This window comes from Rhodobacter capsulatus, assembly GCF_005144475.1.
GTDB lineage: Bacteria > Pseudomonadota > Alphaproteobacteria > Rhodobacterales > Rhodobacteraceae > Rhodobacter > Rhodobacter capsulatus_C.
On sequence record NZ_SWJZ01000014.1, the window covers coordinates 26,339 to 46,965 of the forward strand.

Below are 20,627 nucleotides of genomic sequence, written 5' to 3' on the forward strand. Positions count from 1 at the left end.
AATCCTGTGCGATGCGGAAGGGGGCGACCCCGGGGCTTGGCCGGGGCCGCAGATCTGGGTGCAGGACGGTGGGGAATGGGCCTCAGGGCGCCGCTTTCACCGCGTTCCAGACTTCAAGATACTTGTCGAGCCGCACCGGCTGCTGCCACATCACCAGGCTTTTCACGAAGTCGATGTTGTCGACCTTGCGCTCTGCCTTCATCGCCGCATCCATGCAGCCGCCCACGGCGCCCGGGTTCACCGGGAAATAGCCGGTCGATTTGGCGATGCCGCACTGACCCTCGGGCGATTGCATGTAGGACATGAATTTCGCGGCGCAGTCCTGGTTCGGCGTGCCCTTGACGAGCATCATCGAATCCATCCAGCCCTCGGCCTTTTCCCGGGGCGAGAATTCGGCCACGGTGAAGCCCTTGCCAAGCGCGTTCACATCCTTGCTGGTGAGCCCCGTCCAGGCGTTCGAGACCCAGACTTCGTTGTTCGCCATCAGATCCGTCAGCTCGCCCGCGCTGGACCAGTATTTGCGGATCAGCGGCTTTTGCTCGATCAGCTTGGCCTTGACCGCCTCCAACTCGGCGTCGCTCAGATCGAAGATGTTCGGAAAGCCCAGATAGCGCGCCGTCCAGTAGATCGCCGATTTGTCGTCCCAAAGCGAGATCTTGCCCTTGTAGGCCGGGTCGAACAGAACGCCGATCGAGTCCGGCGTGCCGGTCACCTTGTCGGGGCGGTAGATCACCGAGACCGAGCCCCAGATCAGCGGCACGGCCCAGGTTTCGCCCTCGACCACGATTTCGGGATGTTTGGCGAATTCGGGATAGATGCCGTCGAGGCCGGTCACCGCCGCGGTGTCGACCGGATCGACGAAACCCGCCAGCCGCATCATCGCCACCGTGTCAAGCGAGGGGGTGATGACGTCATAGACGCCACCGCCCGCCGCAAGCTTCGCCGCGAAATCGTCGTTCGAGCCGACATAGGTGGCGCTGACGGTGCAGCCCGAGGCTTCCTCGAAGGGCTTGAGGAAGGCGGGGTCGGCATAGCCCTCCCAGGTGAGAATGTTCAATTCGCCCGCCGCGGCCGCAAGCGGCAGGGCGGCCAGGGCAAACGCGGTCAGCGCCCGCGCGGTCCGTCTCCCAGTCATGTGTCTTCACTCCTTGTTGGTTGCGTGTCGCGTGACCTGTTCATCTTGCGGATCAGGGTCGCGACATCGATGCCGAGCGCCTTGGCGGCGCTTCGCTTGCTTCCGTGGTCGGCCACGGAATTCTCGATGGTCCGGATTTCAAACGCCCGGACCAGATCCTTGAGCGGCAGCCCCGTCCGATCGGGGCTCCGCGGCGGGGCGGTGTCCTGCACCGGCGGCAGCTGCGCGGGCTCGGCCATGGTTTCGGCCAAAAGCGCGGCGCGGCGCAGAGCCGCGATCACTTCGCGCAGGTTGCCGGGCAGCGGACGCGCGGCCAGCGCCTTGACGAAACGCGCCGAAAGCGCCAGCGGCTGCGGCCGGGCGCGGTTGATCTCGGCCAGCCAGGCGTCCAGCAGCGGCACCAGAAAGGCGGGGTCGTCGCGCAAGGGCGGCAGGGTCAGGCTCAGCCCGCAAAGCCGGAAATAAAGCGCCTCGGGCAGCCTGCCCGCCGCGCACAGCGGCCAGAGCGGGCGCGTGGCGGTGGACAGGATCCTTGTGCCGCCCGTTTCCAGCACCACATCAAGCGTCGCAAGCAGCCGCCCGGCCAGCGCGGGGGGCAGCAGATCGACCGCCTCAAGGACAAGCGTGCCGCCCGCCGCCGCCTCGATCCGGCCGATGCGGCCCGGATCGGTGGCGCCCGTGCCGAACAATTCGGCGTCGAAGGTCGCCGCATCGAGCGCGGCACAGGAGATCGTCGCCACCGGCGCCCCCTGCCCGGCCAATGCGCGGGTCAGAAGCGTCGTCTTGCCGGTGCCGGTCTCGCCCGAAAGATGCACCGCCAGCCCCTGCACCAAAGCGGCGTCAAGCTGCCCGGCCAGCGCCTGACGCGCCGGGCTGGTGACAAAGGGCGCCTGCGGGGCCAGATCGCGGGCCAGACGGAACTGCCCGCGCGCGGGGCTGGCCACCGGATGCGCGCCCAACTCGCGCAGCGTCACCAGCGCGGCATAGGGATCGTCGTCCTGCCGCAGGATCGAGAGCTGCGCGCTGACCGCCCGCCCCGAGGGCAAGGTGCCCGTGGTCTCGGTCCGCCGCAGCCGGATCAGCCCCTCGGACAATTCGGCCGCCAGCCGCCCGGTGCCGCGCAAAGGCCGCGCCAGATCCGCGCCCAGCAGATCGGCCCGGCTCGCGCGCAAGAGCCGCTCCATCGGCGCATTCACCAGCCGGATCCGGCCATCCAGCTCGACCAGCGCCGCGCCATCGGTCAACCCGTTGAGAAAACTTGGAAAGCCGGGATCGTCGATGAAGCCCGGACGGCGCCGCCCCAGCCCGGCCTGCGGTTCGCTGCGATAAAACCTCATGCCGGTTCCCCCGCGGATGCGCGCCGTCGCGCGGTCTTGCGGCGGCCGCGCAGCACGTAGCGGCGCGGCCCCTCGGGCATCAGCGTGACCCGGAAAAGCCAGGCCGCGCGGGGCTGATCGGGCTCGCGCAGGGCGAGTTCGGTCTCCGCCTCGCTGTCGTCCAACGCCGCGCTGCACAGCCGCTCAAAGGCGTGCCGCGTCGCGGCCAGGCTGTCGAAGGGCGCGCCCAGCAGCCCGCTGCCGCCCAGCGCACGGTCGGCCGCCGCATTCGTCGCCAAAATGAGCCCCGCCTCGGACAGAACGAAGATCGGATCGGGCACGGCGCCCAGAATGTCGCGCATCACCTCGGCCTCGGCGCTGATCGCGCGTTCGCGGGCGCGGCTTGGCCCGATGTCGCGGGTGGTGCCCCAAAGCCGGATCAGCTGATCATCGCGGATCAGGGCGCGGAAATCGTTTTCCACCAGCATCGGCGTGCCGTCATGGCGCTGGTCGATCGCCTGCGCACCATCCAGCCGATAGCCCATGTGCACCAGATCGCGGATCATCGCCCGGTTCACCGGCGTTTCGGGAAAGTAGCGGCTGACCGGCTGGGTGTTGAAATCCTGATCCGCGGGCACGGCATAAAGCGCCGCCATCGCATCGTTGCAGGCCCGCCAGCGCGCACGGTTGCGAAACACCTGATCGACGATCTCTTCCTCGGGGCGGCGCAGATCGACCGGGTCCAGGAAATCGATGCACCAGCAGGCGTCGCGGGCGGCATCGATCATCTGCGACAGGATCTCGACGCGGTCGAGCTGATCGGCAAAGGCCGCGGGCACCGCCTCGGTCAGGCGCATCACGAAAAGCCACAGCCCACCCCCGGCGCGCTGCGCGCATTGCAGCACGGCGGGCCTGTCCTCGCCCAGCACCCGGGCCGAAAAAGCGAGCGGTTCCCAATCGGCGCCCGCGATGATCGCCTGCAGCCGGTCGGCGCTGGCCGCGGGGAACAGATCGGCCAGCCGCCCCCCGGCCGCCATGCCCCGCCCGGCCAGCCAAAGCGCGGCCGCGGGGTTGGCGGGCTGCGCGGTGCCGGGCGCGGACAGCGCCAGCACCGGCATCGGCAGTTCGGCAAAGGGGGAAGAAATCTGTGTCATCTGGCCGTCTGTCAGGGGTGATCCCCCGAGGATGCGACCTCCCGCCGCACCGGCAATCGAAATTGCGCGCTTGTCCCGCGTTTTTGGAATTTCGCTGCACTCTTGCGCATATTGCGTTGCGATTTTGCATTTTCATCCGGATCAAAGACAGGAAAAGGCTGAAAATCCGGCACCGGGGGACGATGGCGCAGGCCGCCTGGCCCCGCTGCGGCGCCGAAACCGCGCGCCATCGCCAGGCCGCAGCGCAGCGCCCCAAGGCGCCTTGCGGGGGGGATTCGTCGCAGCCGACGGCCCCCTCGCGGCATCTTTACGCATCTTGCCTTGACCTTTGGCCGCCCAGAGGCCAGCTTGCGCCGACTTTTGGGAGCGATCCATGGCCACACGCACCGCGCCGTTTTCCGGCTTCGAATTCCTGATCGCCTGGCGCTACCTGCGCGCCCGCCGCGCCGAGGGCGGCGTCAGCGTGATGACCTGGATCAGCCTGATCGGCATCATGCTCGGCGTCGCCGCGCTGATCATCACGCTGGCCGTGCGCGCGGGCTTTCGCGCCGAATTCGTCGACACGATCCTGGGATCGAACGCCCATGTCACCGTCTATTCCGCGCCGATGGAAGTCGCGCCCGAGACCGGGATCTTTTCCAGCCTGATGCCCGATTACGCCGACCGCGCGGCGCGGCTGGCGCAGGTGCCGGGCGTCACCCGGGCCGCGCCGCTGATCCGGGGCCAGGTGATGGCGACGATGAACGACCGCTCGAACGTCGCGGAAGTCTATGGGATTTCTTACGAAAACCTGATGACCATCCCCCGCGTCGCGCAATCGACGCAGATCGACGGGGAAATCGAAAGCTTCGGTCAGGGCATCGCCATGGGCTCGGAACTGGCGCGGGAACTGGGCGTGGCGGCGGGCGACACGGTCAAGCTGATCTCTCCGAACGGGGTCAAGACCCCCTTCGGCGTCTCGCCGCGGGTGAATGCCTATACCGTCGTCTACATCTTCACCGCCGGGCGCTGGGACATCGACCGCACCCGCATCTACATGCCCTTCGCCGAGGCGCAGAGCTTCTTCAACCGCGAGGGCGGCGCCGACGAGATCGAGGTGATGGTGAAAGACCCCGAACGGGTCGATGACCTGACGCCGCAGCTGATCGCGGCGGGGGGCGCGGGCACGATGTTGTGGAGCTGGCGCGATGCCTCGGGCTCGTTCCTGCGCGCGCTGACGATGGAGGACAACGTGATGTTCGTCATCCTGTCCGTGCTGGTGCTGATCGCGACGATGAACATCACCTCGGGGCTGATCATGTTGGTGAAGAACAAGGGCCGCGACATCGGCATTCTGCGCACCATGGGGCTGACCGAGGGCTCGGTGATGCGGGTGTTTTTCCTCTGCGGGGCGTTCACCGGCACCATAGGCACGGCGCTGGGCGTCGGGCTGGGGGTGCTTTTCGCGCTCAACATCAGCCATGTGATGGAGGCGGTGAACTGGGTCAGCGGCGGTGGCGCCTGGGATCCGTCGATCCGCGGCATCTATGAATTGCCCGCGAAACTGCTGCCCTGGGACGTCGCCAAGGCCGTGCTTCTGGCGCTTGGCCTCAGCTTCGTCGTGACGATCTTTCCGGCCCGCCGGGCGGCGCGGCTGAACCCGGTGGAGGCGCTGCGCTATGAATGAGGTGTTGCGGCTTGATGCGCTCGAAAAGGGTTACAACCGCGGCAAGGCGAATGAAATCATCGTTCTGCGCGGGGCCTCTCTGGTCATTCCGCGCGGGCAGGTGGTGGCGCTTGTCGCGCCCTCGGGGGCGGGGAAATCGACGCTTCTGCATATCGCCGGGCTTCTGGACACGCCTGATTCCGGCCGGGTGATCGTGAACGGGCAGGATCTGACCGGGGCGAAGGACGCGGCCCGCACCGCGGCGCGGCGCGAGGCTTTGGGCTTTGTCTATCAGTTCCACCATCTGCTGCCGGAATTCACCGCGCTGGAAAACATCGTCCTGCCGCAGCTGGCGAATGGCACCGCGCGCAAGGCGGCCGAGGCGCGGGCGCAGGAATTGCTCGCCCGCGTCGGGCTGGCGGCGCGCGCCGGGCACCGGCCCTCGGCGCTCTCGGGGGGGGAACAGCAGCGCGTGGCCTTTTGCCGGGCGCTGGCGAACCGCCCTGCCCTGCTTCTGGCCGACGAGCCCACCGGCAACCTTGACCCGACCACCTCGGAAACCGTGTTCTCGGCGCTGATGGAGCTGGTGCGGGCGACCGGGCTTTCGGCGCTGATCGCGACGCACAACCTGGAGCTTGCGGCGCGGATGGACCGGGTGTTGCGGCTGAGCGACGGGCAACTGGTGGAGGCAAAATGATCGTTTACGGCATCAAGACCTGTGGCACGGTGCAAAAGGCGCTGGCGGCGCTGACGGCGGCGGGCAAGGCGCCGGTGCTGCGCGATGTGCGCAAAGAGCCGCTGACCGAGGCCGAGATCGCGGAATTCATCGCGGCCTTTGGCGACAAGCTGATCAACCGCAGCTCGACCACCTGGCGGGCGCTGTCGGAAGCCGAGCGCGACGCGCCGATCGAGTCCCTTTTGCGCGCCCATCCGACGCTGATGAAACGGCCGGTGATCCGTGGCGACAGCCTGACGCTGGGCTGGGACGCTGCCGCGCAAATGGCTCAATTATAACTCTTTCTTACCTCCGACGCGTCCAAGTAATCTCAAAGTTGCGACATCTTATAACTTCTGGACGATAGGATGGCGCGCCTTTTCGCGCTACTTTTCCCATGGGGAAGAGGCGAGATACAGGCAGGACGTCATGACCGCAATTCCGAAGCCGCGGATAGAAATCCCGCGCGAGGAAATCCGTTCCCAGTCGCAAAGCTTCTGGACACAGCTCGCATGGATCAGTGCGGGGGCCTCGCCGCTGATGGCCTGGCGCCGCGCCGCCCGGATGAGCGTGAGCGATCTTGCCCGGGAATCGGGCGTCGATCCCGAAACCATCACCGCGATCGAAGCGCGGCGTCACACCCCCAGCCGGCTGGAGCTGGTCGCACTGGCGGCCTCGCTGGGGCTTGGGGTCGGCGATCTGCAAGACTGAGCGCAGGCGATCTGCAAGACTGAGACACCCCGGAAAAGAAAAAAGCCCGCGTGGGCGCCGCGGGCCTTCTCGACGGCAGGAGCGTCGTTCAGAGAAGTTTCAGATCGCCCGCCGACGAGCGGCCGTCGCGCCCCGAGATCAGTTCGAAGCTGATCTTCTGGTTGTCGCTGAGCGACTTCAGCCCGGCGCGTTCCACCGCCGAGATGTGGACGAAGACGTCCTTGCCACCACCATCGGGGGCGATGAACCCGTAGCCCTTGGTGGTGTTGAACCATTTCACGGTTCCGGTAGCCATGTCTCTCTCCTCGTATTGGCCTGGGGCGACATTGCCCCCGGACGTGCAGCCAGGTCTTCCAGTGTCTTCCGGCTGCCCCGAAAAGGGAGCGGTAGGAAAGTCCAGTTCACGCGAAGGGAAGCGTGCCATAGACCGTCCAAAAATCAACGGCCAAAGCGCCGCAGGCGCTGATTTCAAAGGCTGCGACATTTTTGCATCCCCAAGTTGAAGATGGAATAGTTTCAGGGTGTTGTCAGACGGCCAAAAGCCGGAACAAAGCCAAAACAGCCGCCCCTTCCGCGCGCCCCGCGCCATAGCCGCGCAGGGCTTGAAAATGCAGGAACGCCACAGGTTTCCCCATGGCGTCCCGGTCGTTCAGGCGGCGATTTCAGCGCAGATCGGGCGGTGTCGCCTCGGCCTTCAGCGCAGCGACGATCGCATCCAGCGCCACCGTCTCGGTGCGGGTATCGCCCAGACGGCGGACCGAAACGGTGCGCGTCTCGACCTCTTTCGCGCCGATGGCGAAGATATAGGGCACCTTGCCCAGGCTGTGCTCGCGGACCTTGTAGTTGATCTTTTCGTTGCGGGTGTCGCATTCGGCGCGAATCCCCGCCGCGATCAGCGTCGCCGCGACCTCTTCGACGTAATCATCGGCCTCCGAGGTGATCGAGGCGACGACGACCTGCCGCGGCGCCAGCCACAGCGGCAGCTTGCCCGCATGCGATTCGATCAGAATCCCGATGAAGCGCTCGAAGCTGCCCAGACAGGCGCGGTGCAGCATGATCGGGCGGTGTTTCGCGCCGTCGGGGCCGATGTAATTCGCATCGAGCCGCTCGGGCAGGTTCGGGTCCACCTGCAGCGTGCCGCATTGCCAGTCGCGCCCGATCGCATCGGTCAGCACGAATTCGAGCTTCGGCCCGTAAAACGCCCCCTCGCCCTCGAAAATCTCGTATTCATGCCCGGCCGCGGTGACGGCATTGGCCAGCGCGGCTTCGGCATGATCCCAGCTTTCCTCGGTCCCGATCCGCTTTTCCGGCCGGGTCGACAGCTTGATGCGCCATGTGTCGAAGCCCAGATCGGCATAGACGGCGGACAGGAATTCGATGAATTTCTTCGTTTCCGCCTCGATCTGATCGGGCATGCAGAAGATATGCGCGTCGTCTTGCGTGAAGCCGCGCACCCGCATGATGCCATGCAACGCCCCCGAGGGTTCATACCGCGCGCAGGAGCCGAATTCCGCCATCCGCAAGGGCAGATCGCGGTAGGATTTCAGCCCGACGTTGAAGATCTGCACATGGCAGGGGCAGTTCATCGGCTTGAGCGCGTTGATCACCTTTTCCCGCGCGCCCTCTTCATCGACTTCGACGATGAACATGTTCTCGCGGTAGTTTTCCCAGTGCCCCGAGGCCTCCCAGAGCTTGCGGTTCACCACCTGCGGCGTGTTCACCTCGACATAGCCGTCGGCGCGCTGGCGGCGACGCATGTAATCTTGCAGCGTGGTGTAGATGGTCCAGCCGTTCGGATGCCAGAACACCTGGCCCGGCGCTTCCTCCTGCATGTGGTAAAGGTCCATCTCGCGGCCCAGCTTGCGGTGGTCGCGTTTGGCGGCCTCCTCGAGCATGGTCAGATGGGCTTTCAGGTCATCGCGCGAGCGGAAGGCGATGCCGTAGATGCGCTGCAGCATCGGCCGCGTGCTGTCGCCCAGCCAATAGGCGCCCGCGACATGGGTCAGCTTGAAGGCGTCGGCGGGCACCTGGCCCGTGTGTTGCAGATGCGGGCCGCGGCACAGATCCTGCCAGCTCCCGTGCCAATACATCCGCAGGTCTTCCCCCTCGGGGATGCGGTTCACCAGCTCGACCTTGTAGGGCTCGCCCGATTTTTCGTAATGCGCGATGGCATCGGCGCGCGACCAGACTTCGGTCTTCACCGGCTCGCGGGCGTTGATGATCTGCTTCATCCGCGCTTCGATCTGGCCAAGGTCTTCGGGGGTGAAGGGCTCGGCGCGGTCGAAATCGTAAAACCAGCCCGCATCGCGGACCGGGCCGATCGTCACCTTCACATCGGGCCAGATCTCCTGCACCGCGCGGGCCATGATATGGGCCAGATCGTGCCGGATCAGCTCCAGCGCCGGAACCGGGTCCTTCATCGTGTTGATCGAAATCCGGGCGTCGCGCGTGATCGGCCATTGCAGATCCCAATGCGCGCCATCGAGGTTCGCCGAGATCGCCGCCTTCGCCAGCGAGGGCGAGATCGAGGCCGCCACTTCGGCCGCCGTCACCCCTGCGGGGTAATCGCGCTTCGCGCCATCGGGAAAGGAAAGGGAGATTTGGGACATGCGTCCTCCTCGTCGGTTTGGCGGCTACAAAGCGCCCGGTTGCGGGTTATGATGAACGGTCTATGCGACGCGGCGGCAGGCGTGTCAACCGTGGCGCTTTTGCGCAGGCAAAAGGGGGGCGCTGCCCCCCTCTTGGCCTTCGGCCAATTCACCCCCCGGGATATTTGCACCAAGGTGAAAGGGCGTTGTTTCACCTTGGTGCAAACATCCCGGGGGGAGTCCTGAAAGGACGGGGGGCAGAGCCCCCCTCCCCGGTGTGTCGCAAGCGCTCCGGCTCAGAACCGGAAGCCCGCGCGCACCTGCACGGTGTTGAAATTGGTGTCGATGCTGCGCGCAGACCCGTTGAAATCGGTGCTGAGCTCGCGGCGCATCAGTTCCGCACCGACCGACCATTTGTCGTTCACCGCGTAATCGACGCCCAGACCGTAGTTCATGCCGTCGGCCGCGCCGTTCGTCTGGCCATCGCCGTTCTTCCAGTCGCCGCGCGAATAGCCGACGAAGGCATAGGGCAGCGCCTTGCCATAGGCCATCCCGGCGCGGGCCTTCAGGTCGATCATGTTGTCGAACTTGCCCGGCGCCCCATCGAGGTTGAAGTCGGTGGCCTGAGCCGCGATCTCGCCACCGTAGACGAGCGCGCCCGATTGCAGATTGTAGCCGCCCATCACGCCGTAGCTGCCGCGGCCCATGCCAAAGGCGGTGCCGTCGGGCGTGTAGCTCGCGCCGCCGCCGGTGACAGAGCCGCCGGTGATACCGGCATAGAACCCGTCCCAGGCTTGCACGGGCGCGGGCGCCGGGGTCGCCGCCACCGTCGGTTCGCTTTCGACCACGGGCGCGGAGAGGCCACCGGCAAAGGCGGGGGCGGCGAGGCTGGCCATCGCGGCGATCGCAACACTGAGCTTTTTCATCTTACTCTTCCTTCAGCAAAGATGCGTCATGCCCGCAAGATTTGCATTTTTCCGAACAAGTTCAATATTTTGACCGGGAACATCGAAACACGTTCGCTCAAGAGCCCGTGCCCGGGACGTGAGGAAAAAGCCCGCGGCCTTGCGGCGCGGGCTTTGTTTTCAATCGGTTCGGGGCCGGGACGGGCTCACGATCCGGTGTGGATCCGCAGATCGCGGGCAGGCCCGGTGATGAGGCGGCAAAGCCCCGCCCGGGACATCCCCGGGCGAGACGGAGCGCGTCAGATGAAGATGACGTCGCTGCCCGAGAGGCTGAAATCGGCCGCGGTGAAGGTGCCCGTCAGCCGGATCGTCAGATCCGCCCCGGCGGTGCCGTCCAGGCCGATCGCCAGCGTCGTCACCCCGCCCGCGGCGGAGACGGCGATCTGCCCGGCGCCAAGCGTCGTGCCCGCGCCGTTGCTGATGCCGGTCAGCGTCAGCCCGCTCAGCCGCAGCCGGTCGCCGATGGCGCCATCGGCGATCGTGTCGATGCCGCAGCCGTAAAGGTTGGTGAACTGGAACACATCCGCCCCCGCGCCGCCGAGCAGCGTGTCGTTGCCGTCGCCGCCGTTCAGGATGTCATTGCCGGCGCCGGTGCTGATCCGGTCGTTGCCGCCAAAGGCGTAAAGCCGGTCGTTGCGGGCCGAACCGACGATGTTGTAGGTCTCGAAGTTGTTGAAGGTCGCATCATAGCTGCCGTCGGCGGCATAGATGTGATAGGCGCCGTTCGAGACGTAATCCATCCGCAGCCCCGCCGTCGCCAGCGAGGCGTTCAGCGTCAGGCTGTCGCTGCCCGCGCCGCCATCCGCCCATTCCGACCGGCCGCGGCCCAGATTGACGGTGTCGTTGCCCTCGTTCGTCGCCACCGCGTCATTGCCGGTCCCCGCCGAGAGGTTGACGATGTCGGCATTCTGCCCGGTGGTCAGCGAGACCGCCTCGATCCCGGTCAGGACCGTGCCCGCCCCGCTCACCGTGGCCGCGCCCGTCGCGCTCAGCGTCAGCCCGATCACCACCGTCGCGCCCGCATAGCTGGCCTGCCAAGTGTCGACGCCCGCGCCGCCGTTGATCGCGTCGGCCCCGGCCCCGCCATTGAGCCAGTCATTGCCCGCGCCGCCGGTCAGCGTGTCGGCCGCCCCGGCGCCGATCAGCGTGTCGGCCCCGGCGCCGCCGGTCACGTTGAAGCGCTCGACGTTGATGTAGTCGAGGAAATGCGCGTCGCCCTGTTCGCCGTAGCGGTTCCAGCCGTTCGAGGTGTAGCGGCTCTGGATCGCCTCGGTGCTGGCGGAATAGTCGAGGATCAGCAGATCGACCCCGGCGCCGCCGTCGAACCCGTCCTGACCCAGCCCGAGCGAGACGGTGTCATTGCCCGCATTGCCCGCGAACCAGTCGTTGCCGCTTTGGCCGGTGGTGTCGATCAGATCGGCCCCGGCGCCGCCGGTCAGGCTGACCTGTTCGATGTTGCGCACGTCGCAGCCCGAGCCGGTCGCCTGCGCCGCGGTCTGGCTGGCCGTCGCGCTGAAGCGCAGCCCCGCCGAGATCGCCGACAGATCCGCCCGCCACAGGTCGGTGCCCGCGCCGCCGTCGATCACCGCCCGCCCGGCGCCGCTGTCCAGCGTGTCATTGCCCGCGCCGCCGCGCAAAGTGTCGGTCATCGCGCCGCCGACCAGGCTGTCATGGCCCGCGCCGCCGGTCATGTCGTAATGCTCGATGTTGATGAAATCGACCCGATCACCGCTGGTCGAGCTGAAGCGATACCAGCCGTTCGAGACATAGCTGTAGGTGATGCCCTGCGTCGCCCCGGCGATGCCCGACCAGTCGAGGATCAGCGTGTCCTCGCCCTCGGCGCCATTGACCGCATCGACGCCGCGCCAGACCGCGGCGCTGTCATTGCCCGCGCCCAGATAGAGGGTGTCGTCATAAGCGCCGCTGCGGGTGGTGATGAGATCGCGCATCGCGGTGCCGGTGTAATTCAGCCGTTCCAGCCCGCTGATCACCGCACCGTAATTCGTGGTCTGGGTCTGGAAGTTGATGGTGACGTTGGTCTCGTGTTCCGAGAGGTTCGCCTCCCACAGGTCCACGCCGTCGCCGCCGGTGATCACGTCGACCCCGCCGCCGCCCGAGAGCGTGTCATCGCCGCCATTGCCGACCAGCCGGTCGTTCAGCGCCGCGCCAAGCAGATAGTCGCTGCCCGCCCCGCCGGTCAGGAAGAAGCGTTCGAAGTTGATGTAATCCAGACGGTCGCCGCTGGCCGCGCTGAAGCTATACCAGCCGTTCGAGACATAGTTGCGGCTGATCCCCTGGGTGGCATCGGTGATGGCCGACCAGTTCATCACCAGCAGGTCTTCGCCCGCCTCGCCATTGGCGCCGTCGACGCCGCGGCCGGTGGTGACGGAATCGTCGCCCGCGCCCATGCTGAAGCTGTCGTTGTAGCGCCCGGATTGCGCCAGGACGGTGTCGTCGAAGGCCGAGCCGGTATAGGTCAGCCGTTCGATGCCGCTGAGCACCGCGCCGGTGTTGCTGGTCTGGCTGATCAGGCTGACCGTGGTGTTCGCCTCGATGTCGGACAGGTCGACCTGCCACAGGTCGATCCCGGCGCCGCCCGCGACGGTGTCGGCCCCGGTGCCGCCGATCAGCGTATCATTGCCGCCATTGCCGGTCAGCCGGTCGGCCAGCCCCGCGCCCGAGAGCCAGTCGTTGCCCGCGCCGCCGGTCAGGAAATAGCGCTCGAAGTTGATGTAGTTCACCTGATCGCCGCTGAGCGCCGCATAGCGATACCAGCCGTTCGAGACATAGGAATTGCGGATCGCGAAGCTCGGATCGGTGATCGCGGACCAGTCGAAGATCAGGATGTCGGTGCCGTCGCCGCCATTGACCCAGTCGATGCCGCGCCCGCCGTTGACCTGATCGCTGCCGTTGCCGGTCGAGATGTCATCATTGCCGACAAAGGCCGAGGTGTTGATCGCGTCATCGCCGATGCCGGTGGTGATCGAGAGCGTCTCGATCTGGCTGAAGCGGGCGCCGGTGGCCGCGACCAGCTGGGTGATCGCGGGATCGGCAGAGAGCGTGATCAGCACATTGCCGGTGACGGCGCCGTAACCGGCGGTCCAGCGGTCGACCCCCGCGCCGCCGTCGATCGTGTCGGCACCGAGCCCGCTGGTCAGGCTGTCGGCCCCGGCCCCGCCGTAAAGCTGGTCGACGTCATTGGCCCCGCGCAGGTCGTCATCCCCCGATCCGCCGCGCAGGATGAAGCGCTCGAAGTTGTAGAAATCGATGCTGGACGCGAGATAATCGGTGAAGCGATAAAAGCCGTTGCCCGCATATTCATAGATGATGTCGCTGGTGAGCGCCGCGTAATTCACCACCAGCGTGTCGACGCCCCCCTCGGCATTGACGCTGTAGATCCCGGTTGGCGTGACGGTCACGGTATTGTTGCCACCGGTGACGGGAAGTCCAGTAATAGCCATGGTCTCCTCCTCTTTCGTCCGCTGTGCAGCATGACGTCAGCCGGAATTGGCCTTGTCCATTGGGTTACGGACGACGGTCACAGGATACACCCGATCCGCCATGGCCCGACTGCGACAAGATCGCGTTTCCGGCGTGTGACGGCTGTCTTTTTGGACAGGTCCGGCACCGCGGCGGCGCGCGCCCGGCCCGCGGTGGCCCCGGCCCATCTTGCCCCGCGACGCCGTTTCCACTACCCACTTGCGCAACGAAACCCTGTGCCGAGGCTTGTCCATGCGCCTTTCCCGCTACTTCCTCCCCGTTCTCAAGGAAAACCCCGCCGAGGCGCAGATCGTCAGCCACCGGCTGATGCTGCGCGCAGGCATGATCAAGCAGCAGGCGGCGGGGATCTATTCCTGGCTGCCGCTCGGCTTCAAGGTGCTCAAGCGCATCGAGCAGATCGTGCACGAGGAACAGATCCGCGCCGGTCACATTCCGCTTCTGATGCCGACGCTGCAACCGGCCGATCTGTGGCGGGAATCCGGCCGCTACGACGATTACGGTCAGGAAATGCTGCGCATCAAGGACCGGCACGAACGCGAGATGCTGTACGGCCCGACGAACGAGGAGATGATCACCGACATCTTCCGCGCCCATGTCTCGTCCTACAAGGATCTGCCGCTGACGCTTTACCACATCCAATGGAAGTTCCGCGACGAGGTCCGCCCGCGCTTCGGCGTCATGCGCGGCCGCGAATTCTACATGAAAGACGGCTACAACTTCGACCTGACCCGCGAAGACGCGCTGCATGCCTACAACCGCCACATGGTCAGCTATCTGCGCACCTATGAGCGCATGGGGCTGACCGCGATTCCGATGCGCGCCGCCTCGGGCCCGATCGGCGGCGACAACACGCATGAATTCCTCGTCCTTGCCCAGACCGGCGAATCCGAGGTCTTCTATGACGCGCAGGTGCCCGATCTGAAACTGGGCAATCGGGCGGTGGATTACGACGACCGCGATCAGGTGGCGGCGATCTGTCAGGAATTCACCACGCTTTACGCCCGCACCGACGAAACCCACGACGCGGCGGTGTTCAACGAAATCCCGGAAGAGCGCCGCTGCGTCGGCCGCGGCATCGAAGTCGGGCAGATCTTCTACTTCGGCACGAAATATTCCGAAGCGATGGGCGCCACCGTCGTCACCCCCGATGGCTCGCGCGTGCCGGTCGAGATGGGTTCGCACGGCATCGGCGTCTCGCGGCTGCTGGGCGCGCTGATCGAGGCGAACCATGACGAGCGCGGCATCATCTGGCCCGAGGGTGTGACGCCCTTCCATGTCGGCATCGTCAACCTGAAACAGGGCGACGCGGCGACCGACGCGGCCTGCGCCGGGATCTACAAGGCGCTGGTGGCGCAGGGCCTCGATCCGCTTTACGACGACCGCGACGAACGCGCGGGGGCGAAATTCGCCACGATGGATCTGATCGGCCTGCCGTGGCGGATCACCGTCGGCCCGCGTGGTCTGGGCAATGGCGTCGTCGAGGTGACCTCGCGCCGCACCGGCGAAAGCGAGGAAATGTCGGCCGAAGCGGCGGTGGACCGCATCGCGCAGATCTACGCCGCGCATCGCTGAGGACGCGGCCGTTCTGAAAACCGGATCGCGGCGCAAGCGGCGATCCGACCGGGCCGATTTCCGCACAGGCAGAGATCGGCCCCGCGCGCCACGCAGCGCGGATTTCGCGGTGATCCAGGCGCCTTGCCGCAAGCCGCGGACCATCTTCTGACAGAACCGCCCCAGACGGCACCCGAGCCACGTCGCCATCATCGACGGCGGCCCCTCTGCGGCCCTTCTGCGGCCCTTCTGCGGCCGCCAAGCCGAAAAGCCACGATGCGCCGCGCCCTGCCGCGGCAACGATCAAGCGCGCTCGCAGGGCCCGAGACGGCCCGCCGGGGGCTTCCGCCGCGGCCAGACCGGCGCGCCTTGGCCGACGCGACATGTTCCCTTCGAGGTCGGATCGCCCGCCCCAGCCCACCCGCGGCGGGGCGTCGATCCGGCATCGGCGGCGGGGAGACAGGCACCGGAAACGCCCCCGGGTAACGACGCAGCGGCACCAGCGCAGGGGCCACGGCAACGAGCTGACAGAAGCTCTCGCCAGCTGCCCCATTCGCCCCCCCGAAAACGACGACGCCCCGCACGAGGCGGGGCGACTGTCGTTCAAGTCTTTGTTTTATTTGGTGGAGCCACGGGGAATCGAACCCCGGACCTCTTGAATGCCATTCAAGCGCTCTCCCATCTGAGCTATGACCCCACCGGGTCCGCTTGACGTTTCCGTCTTGCGTGAAGCGGTGTATATGGACCTCAAGCGACGGGCGCAAGAGGAAAAAACACGCCTCGTCGCAAAATTTTTCAGCCCCCTGAAAACCCCCTTGCGGCAAAGGAAAAGGCGCGAAGTTGCCCTCGCGCCCGGTCCCGTCTTTTCCGTGATCCGCCCCTTTCGGGCCGACTCAAGCTTCGTCTTCGCCGCCCGCCACATCGGCGATGTCATCCAGCGAGACGTTGTCGTCCTCGTCATCCTCGAGCAGATCGTCGTCCAGATCGACGTCGCCGCCGTCTTCGTCCAGATCGTCATCGGTCAGATCATCGACATCAAGATCCGCCGCGCGCGGGGCAACCTTGTCGGACACCATCACACGGCTGCGGCCCGCGGCCGTCAGGCTTTCAAGGCTGAAGCTGTTCGAACAGACCGGGCAGGTCATCGGGTCTTTGGCCAGATCATAGAACCGGCTCGCGCAATGCGGGCAGAGGCGCTTGACGCCCCAATCCTCTTTCGGCATGGAAGTCTCCTGGCAAGCTCTATCGCACAGAGTCGCAGCCAACTGCCACAACCGCCGCGGGGTGTCAAAGCCTTTTCGCGTGCAACCTGTCGCTTCCAGCCGGACCAGAGCCCGCGATGACCGAAAGCCCCCTGATCCTGCCCGATCTGCCCGGTGTCGCCGTGCATCTGCGCCGCTCGGCCCGGGCGCGGCGGTTTTCGCTGCGCGTCAGCCGGATCGACGGCGCGGTGACGCTGACCCTGCCCGCCCGCGCCCGGCTGGCCGAGGCGGTGGCCTTTGCCGCGGCGCAGTCGGATTGGCTGCGCGGCACGCTTTCGCAGCTGCCCGCGCAAAGCCGTCCGGGCTTTGGCGACCTTCTGCCCTTCGAGGGGCAGGCGCTGCGGATCGAGGCGGCGGCCTTGCGCGCACCCAGACGCGAGGGGGACCGGCTGCTGGTCCCCGCGGGCGAAGATCGGCTCGGCGCGCGGCTGGAGACGTTTTTGCGCCACTGCGCCCGGATCCGGTTGCAGGCCGCGACCGAGACCCATGCGAAAGCCCTTGGCCGCCCGTTCAAGCGCATCACGCTGCGCGACACCCGTTCGCGCTGGGGCTCCTGCGCGCCCGATGGGTCGCTCTCTTACAGCTGGCGGCTGATCATGGCACCGCCCGAGGTGCTCGATTACGTCGCCGCGCATGAGGTCGCGCATCTGGCCGAGATGAACCATTCCCCGGCCTTCTGGGCGGTGGTGGCGCGGCTTTGCCCGGATTATGCCGCGCATCGGGCCTGGCTGAAACAAAACGGCGCGGCGCTGCAGGCGATCCGTCTGACGGATTGACCGCGACCGGATTCGTGATCACAAAGGGGCATGGCCCAACCCGCGACCCGACCGACCGAAACCGCCGCGCATGACCGGCTTTACCGCAGCCTGCGCCAGCAGATCCTGACCGGCGAGCTCGCGCCCGGCCAGGCGATGACGCTGCGCGGCCTTGGCAAGCAATATGGCCTGTCGATGACCCCGGTGCGCGAGGCTTTGCGCCGGCTGGTGGCCGAGGGGGCGCTGACGCTGTCGTCCTCGGGCCGGGTCTCGACGCCGGAGCTGACGAACGAGCGGATCGAGGAGCTGGCGGCGCTGCGCGCGCTGATCGAGCCGGAACTGGCCTCGCGCGCCCTGCCCCGCGCGCATCTGGCGCTGATCGACCGGCTGTCCGCGATCAACACGGCGAATGCCGAGGCCGTCGCGCGGCGCGATGCGGTGGCCTATATCCGCACCAATCTGGAATTCCACCGCACGCTTTACCTGCGCGCCCAGGCCCCGGCGATGCTGGCCGTGCTGGAAACGGTCTGGCTGCAGCTGGGCCCGACGATGCGGCAGCTGCACGGCAAGTTCCCCCGCACCGAGCCGCCGCGGCATCACCGGCTGATTCTGGCGGCGCTGCGGGCGGGCGACGAACCGGGGCTGCGGCTGGCGGTGCGCACCGATGTCACGCAGGGCCTGCGGCATCTGACCGGCTAGGGGGGCGCTGCCCCCCCGTCCCTGCGGGACGCCCCCCCGGGATATTTGCGCCAAGGTAAAAGGGCGCCGGGTTGCGGCCAATTCTCCGATCGCGCAAATGTGCCAAGAAGCTGTGGCAGTTTCTTCTTGGCTGAAATACGCCTCTGGCACGTTTTCGATTTGCACGAGGTCACCGATGATGAACCCTTTGTCCGCCGAAGAGCGCAAGACGCTGGAAATGACCGTGTTGATGACGCCGGATCTGGCGAATTTTTCCGGCAAGGTGCACGGGGGCGCGCTGCTGAACTGGCTTGATCGCGTCGCCTTCTCGCTCGCCTCGCGCTATTCGGGGCGCTATGCGGTGACGATTTCCGTCGATCAGGTGATCTTCAAGGAACCGATCCATGTCGGCGAGCTGGTGCGGTTTCGCGCCTCGGTGAACCACACCGGGCGGTCCTCGATGGAGATCGGCATCCGGGTCGAGGCGGAAAACATCCGCGAGGGCACGCGGCGGCACACCAACAGCTGCTATTTCACCATGGTCGCGGTGGATGAGACCGGCAAGACCGTGCCGGTGCCGATGCTGGAGCCTGCGGACGAGACCGAGATGCTGCGCTGGAAGGCGGCCGAGCTGCGCAAGGCGCTGCGGCGCGAGCACGAGGCGCAGATGGAGGCCGCGGCGCTGGGCAAGTCGGAGTAGGCTCCCCCCCCTTTTGACGTTGAGCGGGGGCAGGCGCTTTGCTAGCCTGCCCCAACCGAACCGGGAGACCTGCATGTATCGCCGCACTTTTCTGACAAGTCTGGCCGCGCTGGGCGTGGCTGCAAAGCCGCTCTTCGCGCAGGCCCCCGCCGCGGCTCCGGCCGCCGCTGCCGCGCCTGCGGCGGCGTCTCCGGCGGCGGTTGCCCCCGCCAAGACCTGGCCGATCGCGCCGCAATTCTACCCGACCGAGGTGGATGTGAAGCCCGATCTGGCGGTGGGCTCGATCATCGTCGTCTCGGACAAGTTCTTCCTTTACCACATCATCGCGCCGGGCAAGGCGATGCGCTACGGCGTGGCCGTCGGCCGCGCGGAGCTGCAGTTCCGCGGTCAGGCCACGGTGGCGCGGAAAGTCGAATGGCCGAGCTGGAAACCCACCCCCGAGATGGTGAAGCGCAGCCCCAGCCATTACGCGAAATATGCCGAAACCGGCATGGCCGGGGGCCCGGGCAACCCGCTGGGGGCGCGGGCCATGTATCTGTTCCAGAACGGCCATGACACCGGCATCCGCATCCATGGCACGATCGAGCCCGCCTCGATCGGCCATGCCGTCTCGAACGGCTGCCTGCGCATGGTGAACGATCATGTGATGGCGCTTTACAAGGTGGTCGAGCTGGGCACGCCGGTCACGGTCTACTGATGCTTCTGACCTCGGTCGCCGAGGCGGCGGCGCTTGATTTTGACACGATCATCGACGTGCGCTCGCCTGCGGAATATGCGCTTGATCATCTTCCGGGGGCGATCAACCTGCCCGCGCTCTCGGATGCGGAACGCGCCCGGGTCGGCACGATCTACAAGCAGGTCTCGCCCTTTGACGCGCGCAAGATCGGCGCGGCGCTGGTGGCGCGGAATGTCGCCGCGCATCTGGAGGGCCCTTTGGCGGACAAGACCGGGGGCTGGCGGCCCTTGGTCTATTGCTGGCGCGGCGGGCAGCGCTCGGGGTCGTTTGCGACGATCCTGCGCGCGGTGGGCTGGCGCACCGATCTGCTCGAGGGCGGCTACAAGAGCTGGCGGCGGCTGGTGCTGGAGACGCTGGCGCAGCCGATCCGGGCGCCGGTCGTCGTGCTGGATGGCAACACCGGCTCGGCCAAGACCGCGATCTTGCAGGCCGCCCGGGCGCAGGGCGCGCAGGTGATCGACCTCGAGAGGCTGGCCAATCACCGCGGCTCGATCTTTGGCGCGCTGCCGGGCGGGCAACCGGCGCAGACCGGCTTCGAGGGCAGGCTGGCGCTGGCCTTGGCGCAGCTGGATCCGGCGCGGCCGGTGATCCTGGAGGGCGAAAGCGCCAAGGTGGGGCAGATCCAGCTGCCGAAAAGCCTGTGGGCGGCGCTGCGGGCGGCGCCGCGACTGCGGCTGGCGGCGCCCCTGCCCGCGCGCGCGGCCTATCTGGCGCGGGCCTATGCCGATATCGTCGCCGATCCCTTGCGGCTGTCGCGGCTGATCGACCAGCTGCGCCCCTATCACCCCGCCGAGGTGATCCACCGCTGGCATGGGCTGGCCGGGGCGCGGGCCTTCGAGGCGCTGGCGGCCGAGCTGATGCAGCGCCATTACGATCCGCGCTACGACAAGCACCGCGCGCGGCAGGATCACCGGGTGATCGAGATTGCAGCCGCGAGCCTTGCCCCCGAGGCTTTGGCCGCGCTGGCGGCCGATGTCATGGCTGCGGCAGGGCGGTTGCTGGCCTGAAGCACTTTTTCCCGATTTCGCCCTTGACGCCCCCGCCGCCATCCCTTAGTGACGCCGCCAGTGGCTAGGTAGCTCAGCAGGTTAGAGCACGTGACTCATAATCACGGGGTCGGGGGTTCGAGTCCCCCCCTCGCCACCAACTTCCCCCTTCGTGAATTTGAACCGGCGCGCTGACCAGCGCGGCTTGTGGCCTTGCGCCCGGCTTGCG

General features: G+C 66.9%; 18 protein-coding genes and 2 tRNA genes. 11 read left to right on the top strand and 9 right to left on the bottom strand.

The window, feature by feature from the left end; all coding sequences use genetic code 11:
- Positions 1-82 precede the first annotated feature (82 nt).
- The 3 genes from FBT96_RS04650 to FBT96_RS04660 are packed head-to-tail and all read right to left on the bottom strand — an operon-like array spanning position 83 to position 3,605.
- Positions 83-1,135, bottom strand: coding sequence for an ABC transporter substrate-binding protein (locus tag FBT96_RS04650; RefSeq protein ID WP_136905174.1), 1,053 nt, complete (start codon positions 1,133-1,135; stop codon positions 83-85).
- On the bottom strand, positions 1,132-2,472 hold the full coding sequence (locus FBT96_RS04655) for a sigma 54-interacting transcriptional regulator (protein ID WP_136905175.1): 1,341 nt from the start codon (positions 2,470-2,472) through the stop codon (positions 1,132-1,134). Before FBT96_RS04655 ends, FBT96_RS04650 begins: the two co-directional genes overlap by 4 nt.
- Complete coding sequence (locus tag FBT96_RS04660) at positions 2,469-3,605, bottom strand: PAS domain-containing protein (RefSeq protein ID WP_136905176.1); 1,137 nt, start codon at positions 3,603-3,605, stop codon at positions 2,469-2,471. Before FBT96_RS04660 ends, FBT96_RS04655 begins: the two co-directional genes overlap by 4 nt.
- Before the next feature lie 373 nt (positions 3,606-3,978).
- On the opposite strand from FBT96_RS04660, the gene FBT96_RS04665 reads away from it, so the two are divergent.
- The 4 genes from FBT96_RS04665 to FBT96_RS04680 all read left to right on the top strand — a co-directional run bounded on the left by FBT96_RS04665 (position 3,979) and on the right by FBT96_RS04680 (position 6,676).
- Positions 3,979-5,271: a lipoprotein-releasing ABC transporter permease subunit gene (locus FBT96_RS04665; protein WP_136905177.1), complete on the top strand. Its 1,293-nt coding sequence runs from the start codon at positions 3,979-3,981 to the stop codon at positions 5,269-5,271.
- Positions 5,264-5,947 carry an ABC transporter ATP-binding protein gene (locus FBT96_RS04670; protein WP_136905178.1) on the top strand — a complete coding sequence of 228 codons (684 nt, stop codon included), beginning with the start codon at positions 5,264-5,266 and terminating at the stop codon, positions 5,945-5,947. Before FBT96_RS04665 ends, FBT96_RS04670 begins: the two co-directional genes overlap by 8 nt.
- Positions 5,944-6,264 carry an arsenate reductase family protein gene (locus FBT96_RS04675; RefSeq protein WP_136905179.1) on the top strand — a complete coding sequence of 107 codons (321 nt, stop codon included), beginning with the start codon at positions 5,944-5,946 and terminating at the stop codon, positions 6,262-6,264. The genes FBT96_RS04670 and FBT96_RS04675 overlap by 4 nt, the downstream gene beginning before the upstream one ends.
- 130 nt (positions 6,265-6,394) lie before the next feature.
- Positions 6,395-6,676 carry a helix-turn-helix transcriptional regulator gene (locus FBT96_RS04680; RefSeq protein ID WP_136905180.1) on the top strand — a complete coding sequence of 94 codons (282 nt, stop codon included), beginning with the start codon at positions 6,395-6,397 and terminating at the stop codon, positions 6,674-6,676.
- An 88-nt stretch (positions 6,677-6,764) separates the two neighbouring features.
- Here FBT96_RS04680 and FBT96_RS04685 read toward each other — a convergent pair whose 3' ends face one another.
- The 4 genes from FBT96_RS04685 to FBT96_RS04700 all read right to left on the bottom strand — a co-directional run bounded on the left by FBT96_RS04685 (position 6,765) and on the right by FBT96_RS04700 (position 13,690).
- The gene (locus tag FBT96_RS04685) at positions 6,765-6,971 is read right to left on the bottom strand and encodes a cold-shock protein (protein WP_055212694.1); all 207 of its coding nucleotides are present in this window, start codon (positions 6,969-6,971) and stop codon (positions 6,765-6,767) included.
- 367 nt (positions 6,972-7,338) lie between these two features.
- Positions 7,339-9,285 carry a threonine--tRNA ligase gene (thrS, locus tag FBT96_RS04690; protein WP_136905181.1) on the bottom strand — a complete coding sequence of 649 codons (1,947 nt, stop codon included), beginning with the start codon at positions 9,283-9,285 and terminating at the stop codon, positions 7,339-7,341.
- Between the two features lie 275 nt (positions 9,286-9,560).
- Positions 9,561-10,190 (bottom strand): outer membrane protein, encoded by a 630-nt coding sequence (locus FBT96_RS04695; protein ID WP_136905182.1) that lies wholly within the window; start codon positions 10,188-10,190, stop codon positions 9,561-9,563.
- A gap of 278 nt (positions 10,191-10,468) precedes the next feature.
- The gene (locus tag FBT96_RS04700; RefSeq protein ID WP_136905183.1) at positions 10,469-13,690 is read right to left on the bottom strand and encodes a beta strand repeat-containing protein; all 3,222 of its coding nucleotides are present in this window, start codon (positions 13,688-13,690) and stop codon (positions 10,469-10,471) included.
- A gap of 271 nt (positions 13,691-13,961) precedes the next feature.
- Between FBT96_RS04700 and proS the strand changes: the two genes are divergently transcribed.
- Complete coding sequence (proS, locus tag FBT96_RS04705; RefSeq protein ID WP_136905184.1) at positions 13,962-15,302, top strand: proline--tRNA ligase; 1,341 nt, start codon at positions 13,962-13,964, stop codon at positions 15,300-15,302.
- Positions 15,303-15,902: 600 nt separating this feature from the next.
- On the opposite strand, the gene FBT96_RS04710 is transcribed toward proS, so the two are convergent.
- Positions 15,903-15,978, bottom strand: a tRNA-Ala gene (locus FBT96_RS04710).
- Between the two features lie 196 nt (positions 15,979-16,174).
- Entirely contained in the window at positions 16,175-16,504 is a 330-nt protein-coding gene (locus FBT96_RS04715) for an FYDLN acid domain-containing protein (RefSeq protein WP_055212676.1), read from the bottom strand.
- Between the two features lie 116 nt (positions 16,505-16,620).
- Between FBT96_RS04715 and FBT96_RS04720 the strand changes: the two genes are divergently transcribed.
- From FBT96_RS04720 to FBT96_RS04745, 6 genes are all read left to right on the top strand, one after another.
- Positions 16,621-17,319 carry a M48 family metallopeptidase gene (locus FBT96_RS04720; RefSeq protein WP_136905185.1) on the top strand — a complete coding sequence of 233 codons (699 nt, stop codon included), beginning with the start codon at positions 16,621-16,623 and terminating at the stop codon, positions 17,317-17,319.
- A gap of 30 nt (positions 17,320-17,349) precedes the next feature.
- Complete coding sequence (locus FBT96_RS04725) at positions 17,350-17,997, top strand: GntR family transcriptional regulator (RefSeq protein ID WP_055212675.1); 648 nt, start codon at positions 17,350-17,352, stop codon at positions 17,995-17,997.
- A 178-nt stretch (positions 17,998-18,175) separates the two neighbouring features.
- The gene (locus tag FBT96_RS04730; RefSeq protein ID WP_136905216.1) at positions 18,176-18,676 is read left to right on the top strand and encodes an acyl-CoA thioesterase; all 501 of its coding nucleotides are present in this window, start codon (positions 18,176-18,178) and stop codon (positions 18,674-18,676) included.
- Positions 18,677-18,749: 73 nt separating this feature from the next.
- Positions 18,750-19,373, top strand: coding sequence for a L,D-transpeptidase (locus tag FBT96_RS04735; protein ID WP_136905186.1), 624 nt, complete (start codon positions 18,750-18,752; stop codon positions 19,371-19,373).
- On the top strand, positions 19,373-20,419 hold the full coding sequence (gene mnmH, locus FBT96_RS04740) for a tRNA 2-selenouridine(34) synthase MnmH (RefSeq protein ID WP_136905187.1): 1,047 nt from the start codon (positions 19,373-19,375) through the stop codon (positions 20,417-20,419). The genes FBT96_RS04735 and mnmH overlap by 1 nt, the downstream gene beginning before the upstream one ends.
- Before the next feature lie 62 nt (positions 20,420-20,481).
- Positions 20,482-20,558, top strand: a tRNA-Met gene (locus tag FBT96_RS04745).
- The last annotated feature ends 69 nt before the right edge of the window (positions 20,559-20,627 follow it).